The sequence below is a fragment of the Kitasatospora sp. Xyl93 genome (genome assembly GCF_055383135.1).
In genome coordinates, this window is record NZ_AP029185.1 from 7,080,001 (window position 1) to 7,102,748 (window position 22,748).

General features: G+C 71.3%; 17 protein-coding genes, 2 rRNA genes and 2 riboswitches (1 of these 21 running past the window's edge). Of the genes, 15 read left to right on the top strand and 4 right to left on the bottom strand.

Annotated features, from left to right (window positions below):
* The 13 genes from ACZ5GH_RS30715 to ACZ5GH_RS30775 form a co-directional block, all read left to right on the top strand.
* Positions 1 to 964 (top strand): 23S ribosomal RNA (locus ACZ5GH_RS30715); it begins 2,156 nt to the left of the window's first position.
* Between the two features lie 80 nt (positions 965 to 1,044).
* A 5S ribosomal RNA gene (gene rrf / locus ACZ5GH_RS30720) occupies positions 1,045 to 1,161 on the top strand.
* A 99-nt stretch (positions 1,162 to 1,260) separates the two neighbouring features.
* A complete protein-coding gene (locus ACZ5GH_RS30725; protein ID WP_387760136.1) occupies positions 1,261 to 1,881 on the top strand; it encodes a CDP-alcohol phosphatidyltransferase family protein in 621 nt (206 codons plus the stop codon).
* A 124-nt stretch (positions 1,882 to 2,005) separates the two neighbouring features.
* Positions 2,006 to 4,501, top strand: coding sequence for a sugar phosphate nucleotidyltransferase (locus ACZ5GH_RS30730; protein WP_464335902.1), 2,496 nt, complete (start codon positions 2,006 to 2,008; stop codon positions 4,499 to 4,501).
* Positions 4,502 to 4,691: 190 nt separating this feature from the next.
* Positions 4,692 to 5,774 (top strand): DUF881 domain-containing protein, encoded by a 1,083-nt coding sequence (locus ACZ5GH_RS30735; protein WP_464335903.1) that lies wholly within the window; start codon positions 4,692 to 4,694, stop codon positions 5,772 to 5,774.
* Complete coding sequence (locus ACZ5GH_RS30740) at positions 5,771 to 6,103, top strand: small basic family protein (protein WP_030062488.1); 333 nt, start codon at positions 5,771 to 5,773, stop codon at positions 6,101 to 6,103. Before ACZ5GH_RS30735 ends, ACZ5GH_RS30740 begins: the two co-directional genes overlap by 4 nt.
* A 382-nt stretch (positions 6,104 to 6,485) precedes the next feature.
* A complete protein-coding gene (locus tag ACZ5GH_RS30745; protein ID WP_464336901.1) occupies positions 6,486 to 7,349 on the top strand; it encodes a DUF881 domain-containing protein in 864 nt (287 codons plus the stop codon).
* A gap of 229 nt (positions 7,350 to 7,578) precedes the next feature.
* Positions 7,579 to 8,457 carry an FHA domain-containing protein gene (locus tag ACZ5GH_RS30750; RefSeq protein ID WP_387760131.1) on the top strand — a complete coding sequence of 293 codons (879 nt, stop codon included), beginning with the start codon at positions 7,579 to 7,581 and terminating at the stop codon, positions 8,455 to 8,457.
* A gap of 179 nt (positions 8,458 to 8,636) precedes the next feature.
* Positions 8,637 to 9,332, top strand: coding sequence for a transcriptional regulator FtsR (gene ftsR, locus ACZ5GH_RS30755; protein WP_464336902.1), 696 nt, complete (start codon positions 8,637 to 8,639; stop codon positions 9,330 to 9,332).
* 97 nt (positions 9,333 to 9,429) lie between these two features.
* Positions 9,430 to 9,906, top strand: a complete 477-nt coding sequence (locus tag ACZ5GH_RS30760; protein ID WP_030062493.1) for a bifunctional nuclease family protein — start codon at positions 9,430 to 9,432, stop codon at positions 9,904 to 9,906.
* Between the two features lie 223 nt (positions 9,907 to 10,129).
* On the top strand, positions 10,130 to 10,774 hold the full coding sequence (locus tag ACZ5GH_RS30765; protein WP_464335904.1) for a MerR family transcriptional regulator: 645 nt from the start codon (positions 10,130 to 10,132) through the stop codon (positions 10,772 to 10,774).
* 94 nt (positions 10,775 to 10,868) lie between these two features.
* Positions 10,869 to 11,591: a SanA/YdcF family protein gene (locus ACZ5GH_RS30770; RefSeq protein WP_464335905.1), complete on the top strand. Its 723-nt coding sequence runs from the start codon at positions 10,869 to 10,871 to the stop codon at positions 11,589 to 11,591.
* 63 nt (positions 11,592 to 11,654) lie between these two features.
* Positions 11,655 to 13,070, top strand: a complete 1,416-nt coding sequence (locus ACZ5GH_RS30775; RefSeq protein ID WP_387760127.1) for a DNA polymerase IV — start codon at positions 11,655 to 11,657, stop codon at positions 13,068 to 13,070.
* A 141-nt stretch (positions 13,071 to 13,211) separates the two neighbouring features.
* Here ACZ5GH_RS30775 and ACZ5GH_RS30780 read toward each other — a convergent pair whose 3' ends face one another.
* Together ACZ5GH_RS30780 and ACZ5GH_RS30785 are read right to left on the bottom strand one after the other, a co-directional pair.
* Positions 13,212 to 14,708 carry an MFS transporter gene (locus ACZ5GH_RS30780; RefSeq protein ID WP_387760126.1) on the bottom strand — a complete coding sequence of 499 codons (1,497 nt, stop codon included), beginning with the start codon at positions 14,706 to 14,708 and terminating at the stop codon, positions 13,212 to 13,214.
* A gap of 158 nt (positions 14,709 to 14,866) precedes the next feature.
* Positions 14,867 to 16,036 (bottom strand): PRC and DUF2382 domain-containing protein, encoded by a 1,170-nt coding sequence (locus tag ACZ5GH_RS30785; RefSeq protein WP_464335906.1) that lies wholly within the window; start codon positions 16,034 to 16,036, stop codon positions 14,867 to 14,869.
* 224 nt (positions 16,037 to 16,260) lie between these two features.
* Positions 16,261 to 16,364, top strand: a riboswitch (glycine riboswitch).
* A 1-nt stretch (position 16,365) separates the two neighbouring features.
* Positions 16,366 to 16,497: riboswitch (glycine riboswitch) on the top strand.
* 104 nt (positions 16,498 to 16,601) lie between these two features.
* Between ACZ5GH_RS30785 and gcvP the strand changes: the two genes are divergently transcribed.
* Positions 16,602 to 19,502, top strand: coding sequence for an aminomethyl-transferring glycine dehydrogenase (gcvP, locus tag ACZ5GH_RS30790; protein WP_464335907.1), 2,901 nt, complete (start codon positions 16,602 to 16,604; stop codon positions 19,500 to 19,502).
* Between the two features lie 122 nt (positions 19,503 to 19,624).
* On the opposite strand, the gene ACZ5GH_RS30795 is transcribed toward gcvP, so the two are convergent.
* Entirely contained in the window at positions 19,625 to 19,816 is a 192-nt protein-coding gene (locus ACZ5GH_RS30795) for a DUF5999 family protein (RefSeq protein WP_188300053.1), read from the bottom strand.
* Positions 19,817 to 20,274: 458 nt separating this feature from the next.
* Positions 20,275 to 20,847, bottom strand: coding sequence for a hypothetical protein (locus tag ACZ5GH_RS30800; protein WP_387760122.1), 573 nt, complete (start codon positions 20,845 to 20,847; stop codon positions 20,275 to 20,277).
* Positions 20,848 to 21,224: 377 nt separating this feature from the next.
* Here ACZ5GH_RS30800 and ACZ5GH_RS30805 point away from each other — a divergent pair, with 377 nt between their 5' ends.
* Positions 21,225 to 22,730 carry a glutamate--cysteine ligase gene (locus ACZ5GH_RS30805; protein ID WP_387760138.1) on the top strand — a complete coding sequence of 502 codons (1,506 nt, stop codon included), beginning with the start codon at positions 21,225 to 21,227 and terminating at the stop codon, positions 22,728 to 22,730.
* Positions 22,731 to 22,748 lie beyond the last annotated feature (18 nt).

A 22,748-nucleotide genomic window follows, 5' to 3' on the forward strand; every position in this document is an offset into this window, starting at 1 on the left:
AAATTCCTTGTCGGGTAAGTTCCGACCTGCACGAATGGCGTAACGACTTCTCGACTGTCTCAACCATAGGCCCGGTGAAATTGCATTACGAGTAAAGATGCTCGTTTCGCGCAGCAGGACGGAAAGACCCCGGGACCTTTACTATAGCTTGATATTGGTGTTCGGTTCGGCTTGTGTAGGATAGGTGGGAGACTGTGAAGCAGCAACGCCAGTTGTTGTGGAGTCGCCGTTGAAATACCACTCTGGTCGTGCTGGATGTCTAACCTGGGTCCGTGATCCGGATCAGGGACAGTGTCTGGTGGGTAGTTTAACTGGGGCGGTTGCCTCCTAAAGGGTAACGGAGGCGCCCAAAGGTTCCCTCAGCCTGGTTGGCAATCAGGTGTTGAGTGTAAGTGCACAAGGGAGCTTGACTGTGAGACTGACGGGTCGAGCAGGTACGAAAGTAGGGACTAGTGATCCGGCGGTGGCTTGTGGAAGCGCCGTCGCTCAACGGATAAAAGGTACCCCGGGGATAACAGGCTGATCTTCCCCAAGAGTCCATATCGACGGGATGGTTTGGCACCTCGATGTCGGCTCGTCGCATCCTGGGGCTGGAGTAGGTCCCAAGGGTTGGGCTGTTCGCCCATTAAAGCGGTACGCGAGCTGGGTTTAGAACGTCGTGAGACAGTTCGGTCCCTATCCGCTGTGCGCGTAGGAGTGTTGAGAAGGGCTGTCCCTAGTACGAGAGGACCGGGACGGACGAACCTCTGGTGTGCCAGTTGTTCTGCCAAGGGCATGGCTGGTTGGCTACGTTCGGGAGGGATAACCGCTGAAAGCATCTAAGCGGGAAGCCTGCTTCGAGATGAGCACTCCCACCTCCTTGAGAGGGTAAGGCTCCCAGTAGACGACTGGGTTGATAGGCCGGATATGGAAGCCCTGTGAGGGGTGGAGTTGACCGGTACTAATAGGCCGAGGGCTTGTCCTCAGTTGCTCGCGTCCACTGTGTTGTTCTGAAACAACGACCCGCCCGTTTCCACGGGTGTGCGGTTGACAGTTTCATAGTGTTTCGGTGGTCATAGCGTGAGGGAAACGCCCGGTTACATTCCGAACCCGGAAGCTAAGCCTTACAGCGCCGATGGTACTGCAGGGGGGACCCTGTGGGAGAGTAGGACGCCGCCGAACAATTCTTCTAGAGAAGCCCCCGCCGGTGAACCGGTCGGGGGCTTCTCTGTTGTAGGGTCAACATGCAATTGTCGTCGTACCGGACAGGAGGGCCCCCGGGTGGAGGTCCAGGAGACGCGGGTCCAGACCGATCGCGTCCTCACCATCCCCAACATGCTGAGCATGGGCCGGCTGGTCGGTGTTCCGCTGTTTCTCTGGCTCATCCTGTGGCCGGTCTTCGACGGGCCCAACAACGACGGTTGGGCACTGCTGATCCTGGCGCTGAGCGGGGTCAGCGACTACCTGGACGGAAAGCTCGCCCGGCGGTGGGGACAGATCAGCCGGGTGGGGCAGCTGCTCGACCCGCTGGCCGACCGGCTCTATGTGCTTTCCACGCTGGTCGGATTGACCTGGCGTGAGATCCTGCCGTGGTGGCTCACCGCGATCCTGTTGGCCCGTGAGGTATTCATCGCCGCGCTGCTGCCGATTCTGAACCGGCACGGCTACGGCCCGCTCCAGGTGAGTTTCCTGGGGAAGGCCGCGACCTTCAACCTGATGTACGCGTTTCCGCTTCTGCTGCTCGGCAGTGTGGACAGCTGGATCGCCCGGCCGGCCGAAGTGGTGAGCTGGGCCTTCATCTGGTGGGGGACGACGCTGTACTGGTGGGCCGCGATTCTTTACGCGGTCCAGGCGCGGCGGATCGTCCGGGGCAGCACCGCGGGCTCGGCGTCCACAGTCTGAGACCTGATCTGAGAGAAGCCCCACGCCTCATCGGTGCGTCGGACGATATCTTCCGGGTAGACAACCTTCTGGAACGGTTTGATGGACCTGCTGGTCCACCACCGCGAAGGAGGACGCACCCGTAATGAAAGCCGTTGTAATGGCAGGGGGCGAGGGCACCCGACTCCGCCCGATGACCTCCAGCATGCCGAAGCCGCTGCTTCCGGTCGCCAACAGGCCGATCATGGAGCACGTGCTTCGGCTGCTGAAGCGGCACGGCCTCTCCGACACAGTCGTCACCGTGCAGTTCCTGGCATCGCTGGTCAAGAACTATTTCGGTGACGGCGAAGAGTTGGGCATGCATCTGACCTATGCCCACGAGGAGACGCCACTGGGCACTGCGGGGAGTGTCAAGAACGCCGAGGACGCGCTCAAGGACGATTCCTTTCTGGTGATCTCCGGTGACGCGCTGACCGACTTCGATCTCTCGGAATTGATCGACTTTCACCGCAGCAAGAACGCTCTGGTCACCGTCTGTCTGACGAGGGTGCCGAACCCGCTGGAGTTCGGCATCACGATCACGGACGACGAGGGGAGGGTGGAGCGGTTCCTGGAGAAGCCGACCTGGGGGCAGGTCTTCTCCGACACTGTGAACACCGGTATCTACGTGATGGAACCCGAGGTCTTCGACTACGTCGCGGCGGGTGAGTCCGTCGACTGGTCGAGCGACGTCTTCCCGCAGCTGTTGAAGGAGGGCAAGCGGGTCTACGGCTACGTCGCCGAGGGCTACTGGGAGGACGTGGGCACTCACGAGAGCTACGGCAAGGCCCAGGCGGACGTCCTGGAGGGCAAGGTCGACGTCGAGCTCGACGGCTTCGAGATCTCCCCGGGGGTCTGGGTGGCCGAGGGCGCCGAGGTGGACCCGGACGCCGTGCTGCGCGGGCCGCTGTACATCGGGGACTACGCCAAGGTCGAGGCCGGCGCGGAGATCCGTGAGCACACCGTGCTGGGCAGCAACGTGGTCGTCAAGCGCGGCGCGTTCCTGCACAAGGCGGTGGTGCACGACAACGTGTACGTCGGGCCGCAGAGCAATCTGCGGGGCTGCGTGGTCGGCAAGAACACCGACGTGATGCGGGCCGCGCGGATCGAGGACGGCGCGGTGATCGGGGACGAGTGCCTGGTCGGCGAGGAGTCGATCATCGGGGCGAACGTCCGGGTCTACCCGTTCAAGACCATCGAGGCCGGCGCCGTCGTCAACACCTCGGTGATCTGGGAGTCGCGCGGCCAGGAGCACCTCTTCGGGGTCCGCGGCGTCTCGGGCGTCCTGAACGTCGAGATCACCCCGGAGCTGGCCGTGCGGCTGGCGGGGGCGTACGCGACGACGTTGAAGAAGGGCGCGACCGTCACCATCGCGCGTGACCACTCGCGTGGTGCGCGTGCCCTCAAACGGGCGATGATCTCGGCGCTCCAGACCTCCGCGATCGACGTCCGCGACCTCGAGAACGTGCCCATGCCGGTGGCCCGGCAGCACACGGCGCGGGGGAGCGCGGGCGGCATCTTCCTGCGGACCACGCCCGGTGTGCCGGACTCGCTGGACATCCTCTTCTTCGACGAGCGCGGGGCGGACCTCTCCCAGGCCGGCCAGCGCAAGCTCGACCGCGTCTACGCGCGCCAGGAGTTCCGGCGGGCCTTCCCCGGCGAGATCGGGGACCTGACCTTCCCGTCCAGCGTCTTCGACTCCTACGCGGGCAACCTGCTGCGGACGGTGGACACCACCGGCGTCCGGGAGGCCGGGCTGAAGGTGGTCGTGGACACCGCGCACGGCAGCGCGGGCCTCGTGCTGCCGAGCATCCTCGGCCGGCTCGGGGTCGAGGCGCTCACCGTCTCCAGCGGGCTGGACGAGGCGCGGCCGACCGAGGACGCGGAGACGCGGCGGGCCGGGCTGGCCAGGCTCGGCGAGCTCGTGGCCTCCTCGCGGGCGGCCTTCGGGGTGCGGTTCGACCCGGTGGGCGAGCGCGTCGCGTTCGTGGACGAGCTCGGCCGGGTGATCGACGACGACCGGGCGCTGCTGGTGCTGCTGGACCTGGTCGCGGCCGAGCGGCGCAGCGGGCAGGTGGCATTGCCGGTCACCACGACCCGGATCGCCGAGCAGGTCGCCGCGTACCACGGCACCCAGGTCACCTGGACCACGACGACGCCGGACGACCTCGCGAAGGCGGCCTCCGCCGAGGGCACGGTGTTCGGCGGGGACGGGCGCGGCGGCTTCGTGGTGCCGGAGTTCAGCGGCGTGCTGGACGGCGCCGCGGCGTTCGTCCGGCTGGTCGGCCTGGTGGCCCGGACCCAGCTCACGCTGAGCCAGATCGACGCGCGGATTCCGCAGGCGCACATCCGGCGCCGGGACATCGCGACGCCGTGGGCGGCCAAGGGCATGGTCATGCGCTCGGTGGTGGAGGCTGCCGGCAGCCGTCGGCTGGACACCACCGACGGCGTCCGGGTGGTCGAGACGGACGGGCGCTGGACGCTGGTGCTGCCGGATCCGGCCGAGGCGGTCACCCACCTGTGGGCGGAGGGCCCGGACGACGAGGCCACCGAGGCGCTGCTGGACGAGTGGGCCGCCGTGGTCGACGGAGCGGGGCGGTGACGGCCCGGAGCTGAGCACGGCCTGAATCCGGAACTGCTTCGAACGGCGGGGCGCACGGTGTGATTCGTGCGCCCCGCCGTCCGTTTTCGCACCATTCGGAACAATCCGTCACTTTCCGTCATGTGTGCAGCGTGTGTGCAGCTCAGGGGCCGTGCACGGGCCCGCTCGGCGGCGTGGGACGATGGTCTCCATGCCAGCGACGCCGACGCCGAGTGCCCCGAACGGACGGTACAACCGTCCGGACGCCTCGATGTCCCTGCTGACCAACGTGATGGACCACAGCCTCGACGAGGGCTACGCGGAGGCGGCCGCCGCGCGCGGCGGGGCCCGCGACAGCCGGATGCCCGGAACCCTGCAGGGCCTGCTCACGCTGGGCGCCGGGCTGGCGCTGGTCGGCGCGGTGGTGACGGTGGGTGCGGTGAACGCGCACAAGGCCGAGCCGTCGCTGGCCAAGGAGCGGGACGCGCTGATCCACCGGATCAACGACAGCAACACCTCGGCCGACCGGCTGCAGAAGCAGGTGCAGCAGCTGCGGCTCAAGGTCGACAGCACCCAGCAGCAGGCACTGGCCTCGGGGGACGCCGATCCGGGCGGGGTGACCGGGGCCGTGGGACTGGGCGAGGTCACCGGGCCCGGCGTGAAGCTGGTCCTGGAGGACGCCGCGGGCACCGGCCTGGGCGGCAACGTCGACCCGCGCGCCGGGCAGGGCTTCTCCAACAGCGGCCGGCTGCGGGACCGCGACCTGCAACTGGTGGTGAACGGCCTCTGGGGTTCCGGGGCCGAGGCGATCGCGATCAACGGCCAGCGGCTGACCGCGCTGTCCGCGATCCGGGCGGCGGGCGAGGCGGTGCTGGTGGACAACCGGCCGCTGGTGCCGCCGTACAGCGTCCAGGCGATCGGGGACGGCTCGAAGCTCCTCAACGCCTTCGAGAAGGACATGGCAGGGCAGTACCTGCGACTGCTCCAGGAGCAGTACGGCATCAAGTCGACGCTCTCGGTGCAGAAGAACCTGACGCTGCCGGCGGCGGTGGGCGTGACGCTGCGGACCGCGCAGCCGGTGACGCCCGAGGCCTCGCCCACGGCTACCCCGACGGCTCCGGTCGGCACGCCGTCGGCCGGAACCCAGGAGAGCCCCGGCGCGTCGGTCCCACCACCGGCCTCGCCGTCCGCGACCGTCTCGCCGACCGCCACGAGCAGTACCTCCACCGCCAAGCGGCGTCCGCCGACCGGAACCACCAAGACCCCGACAGGGACAGGAGCAGCCAGACCGTGATTGCCGTACTGGGTCTTGTGATCGGGGTGGTCGTCGGCCTCTTCGTCCAACCCGAGGTGCCGGACGCCGTCGTGCCGTACCTGCCGATCGCGGTGGTGGCGGCGCTGGACGCCGTGTTCGGCGGTGTCCGGGCGATGCTCGACGGGATCTTCAACGACAAGGTGTTCATCGTCTCGTTCCTGTCGAACGTGGTGGTCGCGGCGCTGATCGTCTTCCTCGGCGACCAGCTGGGCGTCGGCTCGCAGCTGTCCACCGGTGTGGTCGTCGTCCTCGGCATCCGCATCTTCTCCAACGCCGCCGCGATCCGGCGCCATGTCTTCCGTGCCTGAGCCCGGCCGCGAGGCGGCGGAGAAGCGGGAGACGGCGGCGGTCGAGCCGGCCGCCGGGCAGCCGGGCGGCTCGTCGGGCGGGAAGGCGGACGGGAAGTCGGTTGCGAAGCCCGTCGAGAAGGCCCTGGACGCACCTGAGCGGGAGCCGGGCGGGGAGCCCGGGCCGGAGGGCGCGGCGGACCCGGCCGGGGCTGCTGAGACGGCCGGGGAGACCGCCGGCGAAACCGCCGGGGCCGAGGCGGCGGCGGAGGAGTCTGAGGCTGAGCTTGAGGCCGGTCCGGTGCCCGAGCCGACGCTGCGGCTCACCAAGATCCCCGGACCGGCGCCCGAGGCGACGCCGGAGGCCGAACCGGAATCCGGGCCCGGGGCCGAGGCGAAGACCGTGCCGGCACCCGTGTCCGTGCCGGTGCCCGCGCCCGCCGCTGAGCCCGAGCCCAGGCCTGCGCCGGAAGCGGACCCCGAACCGGAAGCGGCAGCCGAGCCCGAGCCCACGCCCGAGCCCGAGCCCGCCGCGGAGCGGAACGCCGGCCGGCGGCGCCTGAAGGCGGCGCTCTGGCCGCCGCGGCTGTCGCGCGGGCAGCTGGTGGTGGCACTGCTGCTGTTCTCGCTCGGCCTGGGGCTGGCGATCCAGGTGCGGTCGACCAACGACCACCACAGTCAGCTGCGCGGGGCCCGCCAGGAGGACCTGGTGCGGATCCTCGACGAACTGGACAGCCGTCAGCAGCGTCTCCAGCAGGAGAAGGCGGAGCTGGAGCAGTCCCTGGCGAAGCTGGAGAACAGCTCCAACCAGGCCAAGGAGGCCCAGGAGCAGACCAGGAAGAAGGCGACGGAACTCGGCGTGCTCGCCGGTACCGTCAAGGCCACTGGTCCGGGCATCGTACTCACGGTCGATGATCCCCAAGGGCAGGTGAAGGCGGATATGCTGCTGGACACCCTGCAAGAACTTCGAGCGGCGGGGGCGGAGGCGATTCAGATCAACGATGTGCGCGTGGTGGTCAACACCTACTTCACCGACCTGTCGGCCGGTGGGGTGCAGATCGACGGGAAGAAGGTCTCACAGCCCTACCGCTTCACGGTCGTGGGGAACCCGCAGGATCTGACCCCCGCGCTGAACATCCCGGGGGGTGTCGTCCGTACGCTGGAGAGCCACCAGGCGCGGGCGACGATCACCCAGCAGCAGAAGGTGGTCGTCGACGCCCTCGTGGACCCGAAGGCGCCGCAGTACGCCAAGCCGGCTTCGAAGTGACGGGGCGCCCGGCGAACGGCCCGTCAAGGGCGGGCGGCACCCGCTGCGGGGCGCCGCCGTCACATGGGCGAGACTGGTTCGCACCGGTACGCTCCGGAGCAACAACCGCAGTACCAGCCGCCGGAGTGCCACTCCGGCGGGCCCGAGCCGCGAAGACCGGGCTCGCAGCATGTCCGAGGTTCTCACCCTGCCCCGCGGGCGGGTCTGTCACACGCAAGGGGATTCGCCCGTGAGTTTCTTCTCGAAGTTGTTCGGTCGCAACAAGGGCCGTGACGCCGCCGCCGTCGAGGCGCCCACCGCGCGTCACCGCCGGCCGGAGGACGAGCCCGCGGTGCCGGGCATGCGCCCGGCCCCCGAGGCCGCGCCGTACGGCCAGCAGCTGTACCGGGACGGCGGAGCCGCCCAGTACGCCGGGAATCCGGCGGGCTACGGCGCGTCGGTTGACCCCTCCGGCGAGCCGCGCATAGGTTTCCCGTCAGGACCCTCAACCTCTGGTGGAGGGTTTGCCCCGGATCCGTACGCCGGGCACAACCCGTCGGGTGTGCCGCGCCAGGAGGCTGTGAACATGGCTGGCCCCACTCCGTGCCCCAGGTGCGGCAACCAGAACCCGGCCTCGGCGCGGTTCTGTTCCAACTGCGGTACGGCGCTGCGCGGTGGCCTGCTCCCGGAGGGGGCTGCGGAGACCACGTCGACCATCTCCATCTCCGGCCTGGAGTCGTACGACCCCACCACCACGACCGGCACCGGGGCCACGCCGGCCCTGTCGGCCGAGGTGCTGTCGGCGATCGACGCGCTGCCGCCGGGCTCGGCCCTGCTGATCGTGCAGCGCGGTCCGAACTCCGGCAGCCGCTTCCTGCTGGACTCGGACGTCACCACGGCGGGTCGTCACCCGCAGGGTGACATCTTCCTGGACGACGTCACGGTCTCGCGCCGCCACGTGGAGTTCCGCCGCACCCCGGCCGGCTTCAGCGTCGCGGACGTGGGCAGCCTCAACGGCACCTACGTGAACCGGGAGCGGATCGACGAGGTGTCGCTGAACAACGGCGACGAGGTGCAGATCGGGAAGTACCGGCTGGTGTTCTTCGCCGGCCACAACCGGGGGTACTGAAAGCGACGTCGGCGGGAGCCCGAGTGAATACGAATTCCCCCTCCTCTTCTCTCGGGGCGGCCACCCCCACCGCGTCCGGTCCGCAGGCGGACCGCGGCGGGCGCGGGGTGGTCGCGGGCCCGCGCCGGCCGGTCCGCGCGGAGCGGCCCGCCGGGCGCCGGCGGGCCGCCGACGAACTGCTGAGCATCGGCGCGGTGCTGGCCTTCCTACGCGACGACTTCCCCGAGGTCACCATCTCCAAGATCCGCTTCCTGGAGGCGGAGGGGCTGGTCGAGCCGCAGCGCACGCCCTCGGGGTACCGAAAGTTCAGTCCGGCCGACGTCGAGCGGCTGGCCTACGTCCTGCGCATGCAGCGGGACCACTACCTGCCACTGCGGGTGATCCGCGAGCACCTGGACGCCATCGAGCGCGGCGAGAGCCCGCCCGCGCTGCCCTCCGCCGCCGACACCCGGCCCGGCCCGCTGGAGGAGGCGGACCGGGAACTGGTGGCCGCCGGCGAGGTGCCCTCCGGCGTCCGGCTGGGGCGCGCCGAGCTGCTGGCGGCGGCCGAGGCCGGGGAGCCGGAGCTGGCCGAGTGGGAGTCCTACGGGCTGGTCGCGCCGGGCCCGGACGGCGGCTACGACGGCGAGGCGCTCCAGGTGGCCCGGCTGGTCGCCGAGCTCGGCCGGTACGGGCTGGAGCCCCGGCACCTGCGGGCCATGAAGGCGGCGGCGGACCGCGAGATCGCGCTGGTGGAGCAGGTGGTGGCGCCGTTGCGCCGGCACCGGAACCCGCAGACCAGGGCCCACGCGGAGGCCACCGCCCGGGAACTCGCCACGCTGTCCGTGCGGCTGCACGCGGCGATGGTCCAGGCCGGTCTGCGGACCCGGGGCTAGCGGTGCCGATGCCCCGGCGGCACCGGCTGCACCGCGCTGACCAGCGGCGTCGGCCCTGCGCTTTCATATCCGGGAGCGGAGCCATAGGGTTGCCTGTGTGAATGAGCTCGACGTCGTGGGTGTCCGAGTGGAGATGCCTTCCAACCAGCCGATCGTGCTGCTGCGGGAGGTCGGGGGAGATCGCTACCTGCCGATCTGGATCGGCCCCGGCGAGGCGACCGCGATCGCCTTCGCCCAGCAGGGCATGACGCCGGTGCGCCCGCTGACGCACGACCTCTTCAAGGACGTCCTGGAGGCGCTCGGCCAGCAGCTCACCGAGGTCCGGATCACCGACCTGCGGGAGGGCGTGTTCTACGCCGAGCTGGTGTTCGCCGGCGGGGTCGAGGTGAGCGCCCGGCCGTCCGACGCCATAGCGCTGGCGCTGCGCACCGGCACGCCGATCTACGGGAGCGAGGAGGTGCTCGCCGAGGCGGGCATCGCGATCCCGGACGAGCAGGAGGACGAGGTCGAGAAGTTCCGCGAGTTCCTCGACCAGGTGTCGCCCGAGGACTTCGGGGGCGGCGGTCCGCAGTAGCGGGGCCCGACCGTGCGGCCAGTTGGCCCACCGTTTTGCCAAAAACCGTCCATCTACCCACACTAGGGGCACGAAAAACCACTCTCCTGAGTGATGTGGTTTGTCTGGCCCGGCGTGGCGATCGTTGACGGGTCATAGGGGACTGCCTACCGTCAGGAGTGGCTGTCCGGGTGGCCGATGCCCGCAGTCGGGTTGCCCGCAGCACAAGTGGACGGAGGCAGGCATGAGAAGCACCGGCGATGACGCGGCCGTGGGAGGCCGGTGCGCCGTGCACATGCCGCGCACCGCTCGTTCCGTCACGGACCTCCCCCGGCTGGGCAGGTTCCCGGCCGTGCAACCGGGCCAGCCGGCCATCGAGCGGCTGTCCCCGACGTCCGACCTCCTCGGCTTCCGGGGCCCGACGGCCTGTGCGGCGGCCGGCATCACCTACCGCCAGCTGGACTACTGGGCCCGCACCGGACTGCTGGAGCCCAGCGTCCGCACCGCGTACCCGTCGACCAGCCAGCGGCTCTACAGCTTCCGCGACATCCTGCTGCTGAAGATCGTGAAGCGGCTGCTCGACGCGGGTGTCTCGCTGCAGAACATCCGGGTGGCCGTCGCCCACCTCCAGACCGCCGACCAGGCCGACCTGGCCGGGATGACGCTGATGTGCGACGGCGCGACGGTGTACGAGTGCACCACGCCGCAGCAGGTGGTGGACCTGCTGAAGGGCGGTCAGGGGGTGTTCGGCATCGCGGTGGGAGCGGTCCGGCAGGAGCTGGAAGTCACCCTCGGGCGGCTGCACGCCGAGCGCACCGACACCGGCGAGACCCTGGTCGGGCACGACCCGGCCGACGAGCTCGCCCAGCGGCGCAACCGGGCGGTCTGAGCACGCGTTCGACGGGGCCGCGGGTCCGGACGGGGAACCGTCCGGACCCGCGGCCCCGTCGTGTTCCCTGGTTGACGTGATCGAGGGAGGGCGCGTGGAGGTCGGCACCGGGATATCGGGGCTGCTGCGGCGCAGGGCCGGTCTGCTGGCGACGCGGCTGCGGCAGCGGCGGACCCAGCGCAGGGTGTTCCAGGTCGCAACGGTGCTCTGCTCGCTGGCGCTGGCGCCGAGCGCCTGGGTGTGGTGCGCCGCGGGGGACCGGGTGGGCACCGTGGCGAGCGCGCCCACCGCTCCGGTCGCGGTGGTCTTCGGCGCCGGGCTGGACCAGGGCAAGCCCTCGCCGTACCTGGAGCACCGGCTGGTCGCGGCGCTGGACCTGTACCGGGAGGGGAAGGTGCAGGCCATCCTGGTGACCGGGGACAACGGGCGGGTCGAGTACGACGAGCCCGACGCGATGTACACCTACCTGACGGCGCACGGGGTGCCCGAGGACCGGGTGGTGCGGGACTACGCGGGCTTCGACACCTGGGACTCCTGCACCAGGGCGCGCCGGATCTTCGGGGTGGACCACGCGGTGCTGGTGAGCCAGGACTTCCACGTCCGCCGGGCGCTGGCGCTGTGCGAGGCGGCGGGCATCCGCTCCTACGCGGTCGGAGTGCCGGAACTGCACGACGCGACCTGGCTGTACGGCGGACTGCGGGAGGTCGCCGGGGCGGGCAAGGCGGCGGCCGATGCCTGGCTGCGGCCGGACCCGCTGTTCCTCGGGCCGACCGAGGACGGCATCCCGAAGGCGCTGGCGGAGGCGGCGAGGAGGTAGCGGCCGGGTAGGCGTCCGGCCGGGTTCGTACGCACTGTCGGACCCGTACGCGATGATCGGCGGGTGCGATCTCTGCCGAGCATCATCCACCTCGACATGGACGCCTTCTTCGCGGCGGTGGAGCAGGCGGCCAAGCCGAGCCTGCGCGGCAAGCCGGTGATCGTCGGCGGACTCGGCGGCCGCGGGGTGGTCTCCACGGCCTCGTACGAGGCGCGCAGGTTCGGGGTGCACTCGGCGATGCCGATGGCCCAGGCGCGCCGGCTCTGCCCCAACGCCGCCTTCCTCTCGGGGCGGTTCGAGGCCTACCGGCAGAACAGCGAGATCGTGATGGGCCTGCTGCGGCAGCTGTCCCCGCTGGTGCAGCCGCTCAGCCTGGACGAGGCCTTCGTGGACCTGGAGGCCGGCCCGTACGGCCCCGCGCTGCTGGACGCGGACCACGAGACCGGCGAGCAGCTGGTGCTGGCGCTGGCGGAGGACCTGCGGGCGGACATCCACCGGCTGACCGGGCTGACCGGCTCGGTCGGGGCGGCCGGGTCCAAGCTGATGGCCAAGATCGCTTCCGAGCAGGCCAAGCCGGACGGCCTCGTGATGATCGAGCCCGGGGAGGAGCGGGCCGTGCTCGGCCCGATGCCGGTCCGGGCGCTGCCCGGAATCGGGCCGGCCACCGAGCAGGTGCTGCGCCGGGCCGGGCTGAACACGGTGGCCGACCTCGCGGAGGCGGGGGAGGCGGAGCTGGTGCAGCTGGTCGGGCGGGCGCACGGCGCCGGGATCTTCCAGATGTCCATAGGGCTGGACGACCGGCCGGTGGTCGCCGACCAGGACGCCAAGTCCGTGTCGGTGGAGGACACCTACGAGGTGGACCTGGCCGACCGGGAGCGGGTGCTGCGCGAGGTGGAGGCGCTGGCCGGCCGCTGCGTGCGGCGGCTGCGGGCGGCCGGGCGCTCGGGGCGGACGGTGGTGCTCAAGGTGCGGCGGTTCGACTTCTCGACGCTGACCCGCTCGGAGACGCTGGGCGGCCCCACCGACGACGAGACGGTGATCACCGCGACCGCGCGCCGGCTGGCCGAGCAGGTGGACATCACCGGCGGGGTCCGGCTGCTCGGCGTGGGCGTCGCCCAACTCGCCGACTACACCCAGGAGGACCTGTTCGCCCAGGCGCTGCGGGAGGAGGCCGCGGAGCAGGTGGAGGCGGCGGCCGAGGCGGTGGAGGCCGAGGAGGAGCCGGAGGCCGTCGTGGTGCGGCGCTGGATGCCAGGGCAGGACGTCCGGCACGAGGAGTTCGGGCCGGGCTGGGTGCAGGGCAGTGGCGTCGGGAGGGTCACCGTACGGTTCGAGACGCCGTGGAGCGGGCCGGGGCGGGTGCGGACCTTCGCGGTGGACGACCCCGCGCTCGAACCGTCCCGCGCGCTGCCGCTGCGGCAGGACGAGGAGGCGGACGGCGCGGCGGGCGCGGACGGCGGTCCGGCCGAGGGGGCCTGAGACGCGAAGCGGCCCCACCCGGTGGGGGAGTACCGGGTGGGGCCGATCACCGTGCCGGACCCCGTACGTTCGTGATGCCCTCGCGACGCACGGAGGCCGGGCCCCGCGCCCTGTCCCTGAGCGCGGGGGCCGGACGCCTCGTCAGGCGTCGGTCTTGACCAGCGCGGGGCTGGAGTCCTGCTGGGCCGAGCCGCCGACGACGGCCGGGGTGGCGGCCGACTTGGCGCCGCGGATCAGGAACGGGACGACGCCGGCGACGATGCAGACGACGGCCGCGGTCCAGAACGCGTGCTTGTAGGCGTCCAGGGTGGGCAGGGAGAGCGGGATCTGCGGCGGCAGCTTCATGAGGTCGCCGGTCAGGATGGCTGCCATGACGGCGGTGCCGATCGCGCCACCGACCGTGCGCAGCACGGAGTTCATGCCGTTGGCGATGCCGCTCTGCTCGGCCGGGACGGCGCCGTTGATGTAGGCGGGCATCGCGGCGAAGGCGAGGCCGACGCCGAGACCGAAGATCGCCGAGGCGGTGTAGATGTCACCCTCGCGCCCGTGGCGCACGGCCAGGTAGGCCATCGCGACGGCGCCGAGGACGCCACCGAGGACCAGCGGCAGGCGCGGGCCGCGACGGGCGATCAGCAGGGCGCCGACCGGGGCGGCGACCATCGAGCCGATCGCGGACGGCAGCAGCATGATGCCGGCGTGCAGCACGGTGGCGGTGAAGCCGTAGTGGGTCAGCTTCTCCGGGGTCTGGGCGAAGTTGCTGATGACCATGAAGGAGCCGTACATGCCGAAGCCGATGAGCAGGCCGGCCACGTTGGTGAAGGCGACGGCCGGACGGGCCATCATCTTCATGTCCACCAGCGGGTGCGCGACCTTGGTCTCGATGATCCCCCAGACGAGGGCGACCACGGCGGCGACGGCGAACAGGCCGAGCGTCTTGTTGGAGGTCCAGCCCCAGTGGTTGCCCTGGCTGACCGCGACCAGCAGCGCGGAGAGCCAGCCGGCCAGGGTGATCGCACCCAGCGGGTCTGCGCCGCCCTCCTTGTCGGTGACCGGGTCGGTCGGGACGCGGAAGGCGACCAGGGCGACCGCGAGCAGGCCGAAGAGCAGGCCCATCCAGAAGATCGACTTGTAGTCCCAGTGCTCCAGCAGGAGGCCGGTGGCGACCAGGCCGAGGCCGGAGCCGACGCCCATCGAGGCGCTGATGGCGGCGACGCCGCCGGTGACCTTCTCCTTGGGCAGCTCGTCACGGACGATGCTGATCGCCAGCGGCAGGACGCCACCGCCGGCGCCCTGGAGGACGCGGGCGACGACCAGCCAGGTGAAGGAGTGGGTGCTGACCGCCAGCGCCGAACCGGCGACCAGGCCGGCCAGCGAGATCAGCAGCATCGGCTTGCGGCCCCGGAGGTCGCCGAAGCGGCCCAGGAGAGGAGTCAGCACGGCTGCGGAGAGCAGGTTGGCGGTCATCAGCCAGGTGATGCTGGACGCGGAGACGTTCAGTTCCTTGGCCAGCGAGGGCAGGATCGGGACGACCGCGGTCTGCACCACGCTGAACGACAGCATCGCCAGGATGAGGGCCGGCAGGACCCGGGCGCTGCTCTGCTTCTCGGCCGCGGTGGTGGGCTGTGGTGCCTCACTCACGGTTGCTTCCTCTCGTACATAGTGAATGAACTGAAGTAACCATGCCGGGTGATACTTCAGAGTGTCAAATATCGAGTGGTTAAGCTTTGGCAAAGGCGAAGGGTCCGGTACGCGACAAGGGCCCCGGACGGCGTCCGGGGCCCTTGTCGGGGGTGTTGTCAGACGAGCGGCCGTACGGGGGCCGGGCGGGACGAGGCGGCGGCCGGGGTCGAGTCGGTCGGCGAGCCGTGGGCCTGGCCGGCGGTGGTGTCATGGACTTCGACGTGCTCGCGGCGGAGCTCCTCCCGGACCGTCTCCTCGGTGGTGTACCGCTCGACGATCAGGCGGACCCGCTCGATGGGGGCGAGGTGCTTGTGGACCACCGGGCGTTCCTCGCGGATGGTGACCTCCTCGACGGCCTCGGCGATGTCCTTCTCGGTGAGCGCGGCACGCTCGGCCTCGCTGACCGGCATCCGTTCGACCCGGACGCGCTCGCGGACCACCGGGACGCGGCGCTCGACCTGTTCGGTCGTCACGTACTTGCGCAGCTTCGCGGTGCCGAGGGTGTGCCACTCGGTGGTGATCTCCAGCCGCTCCTCGCGGCAGGTGATCTCGACCGGGCCGCTGGGAGCGGAGCCGGCGTTCGCGGCGGTGGTCGTGGTGGGGGCGGGCGCGGGGGCCGGCTGCGAGTGCGGCCTCGGCTCCATGGCCGGCGCCACGGACGGGGTGGTGGGCGGGGCGGTCGTGGAGGTGGCGGCCGAGGGAGTGCTGAGGGTCCGCATGTCGGCCTCCGGGGCGGTCCTGGTGGTGTCGGCGACGGTGGGGGCGGTGAGGGTCGGGGCGGTGGAGCCGGGCGCGGCGGCGGTGGGAACCGGGGTCCTGGCCGGGGCCGGCTCGGGCGAGCGCTCGGGGGTGTGGAAGGTGAGCGGCTTGGCCGGGGCCGCCGCGGTGGTGGTGGCGGCGGCTGCCGTGGTGCCGAAGTCGAGGTCGGGCTGCTTGGCGTGGCTGCCGTTCTCGCCGTTCGGGCGGCCGTCCATCGAGGTGTCGAGCCCGTAGTAGCGGTAGAGCTGGAGCTCCTGGGCGGGGGACAGGTGCTGGCCGACGCCGAAGTCCGGCGACTCCTTCACCAGCGACTTGTCGTACGGCACCCGGAGTTCCTCGCCGGAGAACTCGCTCGTGGTCAGTGGGACGAAGGCGTCCCGGCCGAAGATGCCGGTCCGGACCGCGGCCCACTCCGGCCGGCCGGTGGCGTCGTCCAGGTAGACCTCGTCGACCGTGCCGATCTTGTCTCCGTTGCGGTCGACGGCCTTGTGACCGATGAGGTCCCGTGGGTCGATGTCGGTCTGCACTCTTTCCTCCCGTGCGCTGAGCCTGCGGAAGTCCCGCAGAAAGGCGGCCGGAGCACCCGTGCCGGTCGCCACTTCACACCAAAAGCCATGAATCGGGCGGTCGCTACCCGGGTGCGCCCGGACGGGCGGCGCGCTGGACCGTCCGGGGGACGCGCGTAGACCCCGAGTGACCTGACGCACCCGTGATCGGAGGGCCTCCCGCTGGTACCCTGGGCGGCGACCGCAGAGCCCGCTCGGGAGAGTCTCCGACCGCGAAAACCGCTGGTCGGAGCGCCGAAGGAGCAACTCCTCCCCGGAATCTCTCAGGCATCCGTACCGTGTGGGGTAGGTCACTCTGGAAAGCAGGGCAGGAGTGTCGGCATGGGAGCCGGCGATCACCACCCTCACCGACGGTGCAAGCCGGCGGGGTGCCACAGCGCTCCGTGCGGGTGAAGCTCTCAGGTCCCGATGACAGAGGGGGAGGCCTGTCGGGTCCGCCCGCCCCGGTTCGTCCGCTGTGCGCAGCGGCGACGGCCGGCCGGCGTGCGTACCCCCGCCGGTCCGTGACCAGGAGGCCTCGACCACCATGAACGCCCAGCCGAACGCGGGACGCCCCACCAGCGCCTCGACCCTCACCGAGCTTGAGCTGGCCAGCCCCTTCGAGAACCGCCACATCGGCCCCGATGCCGCCGCGCAGGAGAAGATGCTGGCGTCCGTCGGCTACGGCTCGCTGGACGAGCTCGCGGCCACCGCGGTGCCCGAGGCGATCCGTTCCATCACCGCCCTGGACCTGCCCGCGGGCCGGACCGAGGCCCAGGTCCTCGCCGAGCTGCGCGAGCTGGCCGGCCGCAACCAGGTGCTCCAGCCGATGATCGGCCTGGGCTACTACGGCACCTTCACCCCGCCGGTCGTCCTGCGCAACGTCATGGAGAACCCGGCCTGGTACACCGCCTACACCCCGTACCAGCCGGAGATCTCGCAGGGCCGCCTGGAGGCGCTGCTCAACTTCCAGACCGTGGTCTCCGACCTGACCGGCCTGCCGACCTCCGGCTCCTCGCTGCTGGACGAGGGCACCGCGGCCGCCGAGGCGATGGCGCTGGCCCGCCGCGTCACCAAGGTCAAGGGCGGTGTCTTCCTGGTCGACGCCGAGACCCTGCCGCAGACCGTCGCGGTGATCAACACCCGCGCGGTGCCGACCGGCGTCGAGGTCGTCGTCGCCGACCTGTCCGAGGGCATCCCGGCCGAGATCGCCGAGCGCGGCGTCTTCGGCGTGCTGCTCCAGTACCCGGGCGCCACCGGCGTGGTCCGCGACCTCGCCCCGGTGATCGAGCAGGCGCACGGCCTGGGCGCGATCGTCGCCGTCGCCGCCGACCTGCTCGCGCTGACCCTGCTCAAGTCCCCGGGCTCGCTGGGCGCCGACATCGCCTGCGGCACCTCGCAGCGCTTCGGTGTCCCGATGGGCTTCGGCGGCCCGCACGCCGGCTACCTGTCGGTGCGCGCCGAGTACGCCCGCTCGCTGCCCGGCCGCCTGGTCGGCGTCTCCGTCGACGCCGACGGCAACCGCGCCTACCGCCTGGCGCTGCAGACCCGCGAGCAGCACATCCGCCGCGAGAAGGCCACCAGCAACATCTGCACCGCCCAGGTGCTGCTCGCCGTGATGGCCTCGATGTACGCCGTCTACCACGGCCCGGACGGCCTGGCCGACATCGCCCGCCGTACCCACCGCTACGCCGCCGCCCTCGCCGAGGGCCTGCGGGCCGGCGGCGTCGAGCTGCTGCACGGCGAGTTCTTCGACACCGTCACCGCCGTCGTCCCGGGCCGCGCCGCCGAGATCGCCGCCGCCGCCCGCGCCAACGGCATCAACCTGTACCAGGACGGCGAGGACCGGATCTCCGTCTCCACCGACGAGACCACCACCCGCGAGCACCTGGCCGGCGTCTGGGCCGCGTTCGGCGTCCCCGCCGTCGAGGTCGCCGAGGCCGCCGACGCGCTGCCCGCCGCGCTGCTGCGCGAGGACGAGTACCTGACCCACCCGGTCTTCCACAGCCACCGCTCGGAGACCGCCATGCTGCGCTACCTGCGCCGCCTGTCGGACCGGGACTACGCGCTGGACCGCGGCATGATCCCGCTGGGCTCCTGCACCATGAAGCTCAACGCGACCACCGAGATGGAGGCGGTGACCTGGCCGGAGTTCGGCCAGCTGCACCCCTTCGCGCCGATCGACCAGGCCCAGGGCTACCTGACCCTGATCCGCCAGCTGGAGCAGCAGCTGGCCGAGGTGACCGGCTACGACGCCGTGTCGATCCAGCCGAACGCGGGCTCGCAGGGCGAGCTTGCCGGCCTGCTGGCCGTGCGCGCCTACCACCACGCCAACGGCGACACCCAGCGCGAGGTCTGCCTGATCCCGTCCTCGGCGCACGGCACCAACGCGGCCTCCGCGGTGATGGCCGGCATGCGCGTGGTCGTGGTGAAGACCCTGGTCGACGGCGACGTGGACGTCGACGACCTGAAGGCCAAGATCGAGCAGCACCGCGACAACCTCGCCGTGCTGATGGTCACCTACCCGTCCACCCACGGCGTGTACGAGACCCAGATCACCGACATCTGCGCCCTGGTGCACGAGGCCGGCGGCCAGGTGTACGTGGACGGCGCCAACCTGAACGCCCTGGTCGGCCTCGCCAAGCCGGGCAAGTTCGGCGCGGACGTCTCGCACCTGAACCTGCACAAGACCTTCTGCATCCCGCACGGCGGTGGCGGCCCGGGCGTCGGCCCGGTCGCGGTGCGCGCCCACCTGGCGCCGTACCTGCCGAACCACCCGCTGCAGGAGGAGGCCGGCCCGGCCACCGGCGTCGGCCCGATCTCGGCCGCGCCGTGGGGCTCGGCGGCCATCCTGCCGATCTCCTGGGCGTACGTCCGGCTGATGGGCGGCGAGGGCCTCAAGCGTGCGACCCAGGTCGCGGTGCTGAACGCCAACTACATCGCCAAGCGCCTGGCGCCGCACTTCCCGGTGCTCTACACCGGCCCGGGCGGGCTGGTCGCGCACGAGTGCATCATCGACCTGCGCCCGCTGACCAAGGAGACGGGCGTGACGGTGGACGACATCGCCAAGCGCCTGATCGACTACGGCTTCCACGCGCCGACGATGTCGTTCCCGGTGGCCGGCACGCTGATGATCGAGCCGACCGAGTCCGAGGACCTGCACGAGATCGACCGGTTCTGCGACGCGATGATCACCATCCGGGCCGAGATCGACAAGGTCGGCTCGGGCGAGTGGGCGGCCGACGACAACCCGCTGCGCAACGCCCCGCACACCGCCGCCACGCTGGCCGGCGACTGGGCGCACGGCTACTCGCGGCAGGAGGCGGTCTTCCCGGCGGGTGTGAACCCGGCCGACAAGTACTGGCCGCCGGTGAGCCGGATCGACGGCGCGTACGGCGACCGCAATCTGGTCTGCTCCTGCCCGCCGCTGGACGAGTACGGCGTCTGACCGGACCGGGCTCCGGAGGTCCGGGTCGGACGGCAGGGCCCCGGCGGAGTTTCCGCCGGGGCCCTGCCCGTTTACGCCGGTCGAGTCGGCGGCTGCCCCCGCCGTCCGGACGGACCGGGTGGTCAGGCCGCGTGGGCGACGGGGCGGCGCGGGGCGATCACCCGGCCGTCGGGCAGCAGTTCCCCGGTGTCCTCGAACAGGACGACGCCGTTGCAGAGCAGGCTCCAGCCCTGCTCCGGGTGGCGGGCCACCGACGCGGCCGCCTCGCGGTCCTCGGACTCGGCCGACGGGCACTCAGGACGGTGCTGGCACATACGCGTACCCTCGCTTCGCTCTGCGATCCTCCCCGTGGTGCGGCGCCGGAGGTCGTACCGTCCGGAACCGCCGCGGTGGTCGGATCCTGTCCGCACGCCGGCCAGGTGTGGACCGGCGTTCAAGTGGGTAGGACAGGTGGTCCTTCCACGCTGGTTCCCAGTGTCGGCATCCTGCGACCCGCGCGCAGGGATTTCGTGACATGCGCCACAACTCCCGGGCAGAGATCACCCGTTCAGGTGGGGCCGACGGGAAAAGACGCACCAGTGGGTCAGCCGGGGCATGGTCCGATGGGGCCATGCCGGATGGCCCGTTCGGGTGGTCACCGATCGGATGAGGGTCTTCGGGGCGGGCCGGGAGGGTGCGCGGGCGGCCGCCGGCGTCGTCGGGAGGGTGCGCGGGCGCGGTCGAGGGCCGTCGGGCGGGTGGGCCCGGCGGCCCTCGGGGTCGTCGGCGGGTGTCAGGAGGAGCCCAGCAGCAGCGGCCGGGGGAGCGGGGCGCGGACGAGCAGCGGCAGCAGCTCGGCGGCCGGGTAGGCGCGGTGGGCGGTGACGCCGAGCGGGGCCGGGGCCAGCGGGATCAGCAGGTCGGCGGCCGGGCCGGCGTCGGGGCTGTGCAGCCACAGCGCCGTGGCGTACTGGCCGGGGAAGGTCAGCAGCCGGGGCTGCTGGCGGGTCCGGGAGCTCTGGGCGAGCTGCCAGGCCTCGCGCAGCGCCCGGACCGTCGAGTCGAGGTAGGGGCCGGCGGTGAAGTGGGAGAAGCTGTGGCCCTCGGCGCTCTGCACCACCTCGGCGGCGGCGGCCACCTCGGCGCCGTCCTTGATCAGGAAGCGCCAGCCGGTGCGGCGGGCGGCCGGCAGCTCCGGCCGCGGGCCGTCCAGGACGTGCACCGCGAGCGGGTGGGCGGGGAGCAGTGGGCCGGTCGGATGGCGCAGGGCTGCGGCGGCGGGCTGGCGCAGTGCGGTCTCCGAGTCGAGCGCGCCCAGGACCGCGCGCAGGGCGCTCGGTGGGGGCTGGGGGGGTTGCAGAGTCATGGCGGGTCCGCCTCTCCTAGCGAGATCGGCGTGCGAGTGCGGCATACCGGCGTGGCGGGCGACGCGTCCTCGATGACGGGGCCCGGCCGTGTCCGGTTGTGCAGGATCGCGGTGCCCGGCACGGTCGCCGCCGTCGACGTGGGGTTCGGAGCGGGGCGGGCCGGCCAGGGCGCTGTGCGAATTCGAACAGGTGCGCAGGGTGATCTGTTTATCACAGGCAGTGGTGCCGGGCAAGTCCACAGTTCCTCTGATTTTCCGTCAGATGCCTTGCAATGCAAGCCAGTACGCGCATTCGGGTATCGATCTTCGAGGTGGGCATGATGCTTGCACGGTCGGTCGACCGGGTGCTCGACGGGGTGGCTCTGGAGGAGGGGACCGTGGGCGAGAAGGTCGTGGCGACTCGGGCGGAACTGGCGGACCGGCAGCAGTACCGGCGCAAGCTCCACGCCTGTCTCGAAGCGCTCGGACGGATGCTCCAGGAGGACCGGTTCGACCGGCCGCGAGCCGTGGTGGGCCTGGAGATCGAGCTCAACCTGGCCGACGAGCAGGGCCTGCCGGCCATGAACAACGCGCAGGTGCTGAGCTCGATCGCCTCCAGCGACTTCCAGACCGAGCTGGGCCGGTTCAACATCGAGGTCAACATCACGCCGCACCGGCTCTGCGGGCACGTCTTCGAGGACCTGCGCGAGGAGATCGACACCGGGCTGCGCTACGCCGACCGGCGGGCGGCCGAGGTGGGCGCCCGGATCGTGATGGTGGGCATCCTGCCGACTCTGGAGCACGCCCACACCGGGCTGGACGCGATGAGCCACAACCAGCGGTACAGCCTGCTCAGCGACCAGATCCTGGCCGCCCGCGGGGAGGACATCGCACTGGACATCGAGGGGGTCGAGCACCTCCAGCTGGAGTCGATCACCATGGTGGCCGAGGCCGCCGCCACCTCGCTCCAACTGCACCTCCAGGTGACGCCGGAGCGGTTCTCCTCGGTCTGGAACGCGGCCCAGGCGATCTGCGGGCCGCAACTCGCGCTCGGCGCCAACTCGCCCTTCCTGTTCGGCCGGGAGCTGTGGCGGGAGACCCGTCCGGTGCTCTTCCAGCAGGCCTGCGACACCCGTACGGCGGAGCTCAAGGCGCAGGGCGTGCGCCCGATCACCTGGTTCGGCGAGCGCTGGGTGGACTCGGCGTACGACCTGTTCGAGGAGAACCTGAAGTACTTCCCCGCACTGCTGCCGATCTGCGACGACGAGGACCCGCTGAAGGTGCTGGCCTCCGGCGGCGCGCCCAGGCTCGCCGAGATGCGGCTGCACAACGGCACCATCTACCGCTGGAACCGCCCGGTGTACGACGTCGCGGGCGGGGTGGCGCACCTGCGGGTGGAGAACCGGGCGCTGCCGGCCGGGCCGACGGTCGCCGACACGCTGGCCAACGCCGCCTTCTACTACGGGCTGGTGCGGGTGCTCGCCGAGCAGCCCCGGCCGATCTGGACCCGGCTGCCGTTCGAGCGGGCGGACGAGAACTTCCAGCAGGGCGCCCGGTACGGCATCGACGCGGTGTTCCAGTGGCCGCGCCCCGGCCGGGCCGGGCGCGGCGGCGGGCTGCAGACCGTGTCCGCCGTCGACCTGGTGCTGAACGAGCTGCTGCCGATGGCCTACCAGGGCCTCGACGAGTGGGGTGTGGAGCCCGCCGACCGGGACCGCTACCTGGGCATCATCGAGCAGCGCTGCCTGCGCCGCACCAACGGCGCGTCCTGGCAGGCCGCGACCTTCCACCGGCTGCGCGAGCAGTACGGGATGGACCGGCCGGCCGCGCTCGCGGCGATGACCAGGCGCTACGCCGAGCACATGCGCGGCGGCGAGCCGGTGCACACCTGGCCGGTGGGCTGAGACCTCGCCGCCGGGGCG

Bases quoted from the DNA above. Each gene is read 5' to 3' on its own strand.
- ACZ5GH_RS30730 (WP_464335902.1), top strand. From the start codon at position 2,006: ATGAAAGCCGTTGTAATGGCAGGGGGCGAGGGCACCCGACTCCGCCCG.
- ACZ5GH_RS30735 (WP_464335903.1), top strand. From the start codon at position 4,692: ATGCCAGCGACGCCGACGCCGAGTGCCCCGAACGGACGGTACAACCGT.
- ACZ5GH_RS30765 (WP_464335904.1), top strand. From the start codon at position 10,130: ATGAGAAGCACCGGCGATGACGCGGCCGTGGGAGGCCGGTGCGCCGTG.
- gcvP (WP_464335907.1), top strand. From the start codon at position 16,602: ATGAACGCCCAGCCGAACGCGGGACGCCCCACCAGCGCCTCGACCCTC.
- ACZ5GH_RS30795 (WP_188300053.1), bottom strand. From the start codon at position 19,816: ATGTGCCAGCACCGTCCTGAGTGCCCGTCGGCCGAGTCCGAGGACCGC.
- ACZ5GH_RS30800 (WP_387760122.1), bottom strand. From the start codon at position 20,847: ATGACTCTGCAACCCCCCCAGCCCCCACCGAGCGCCCTGCGCGCGGTC.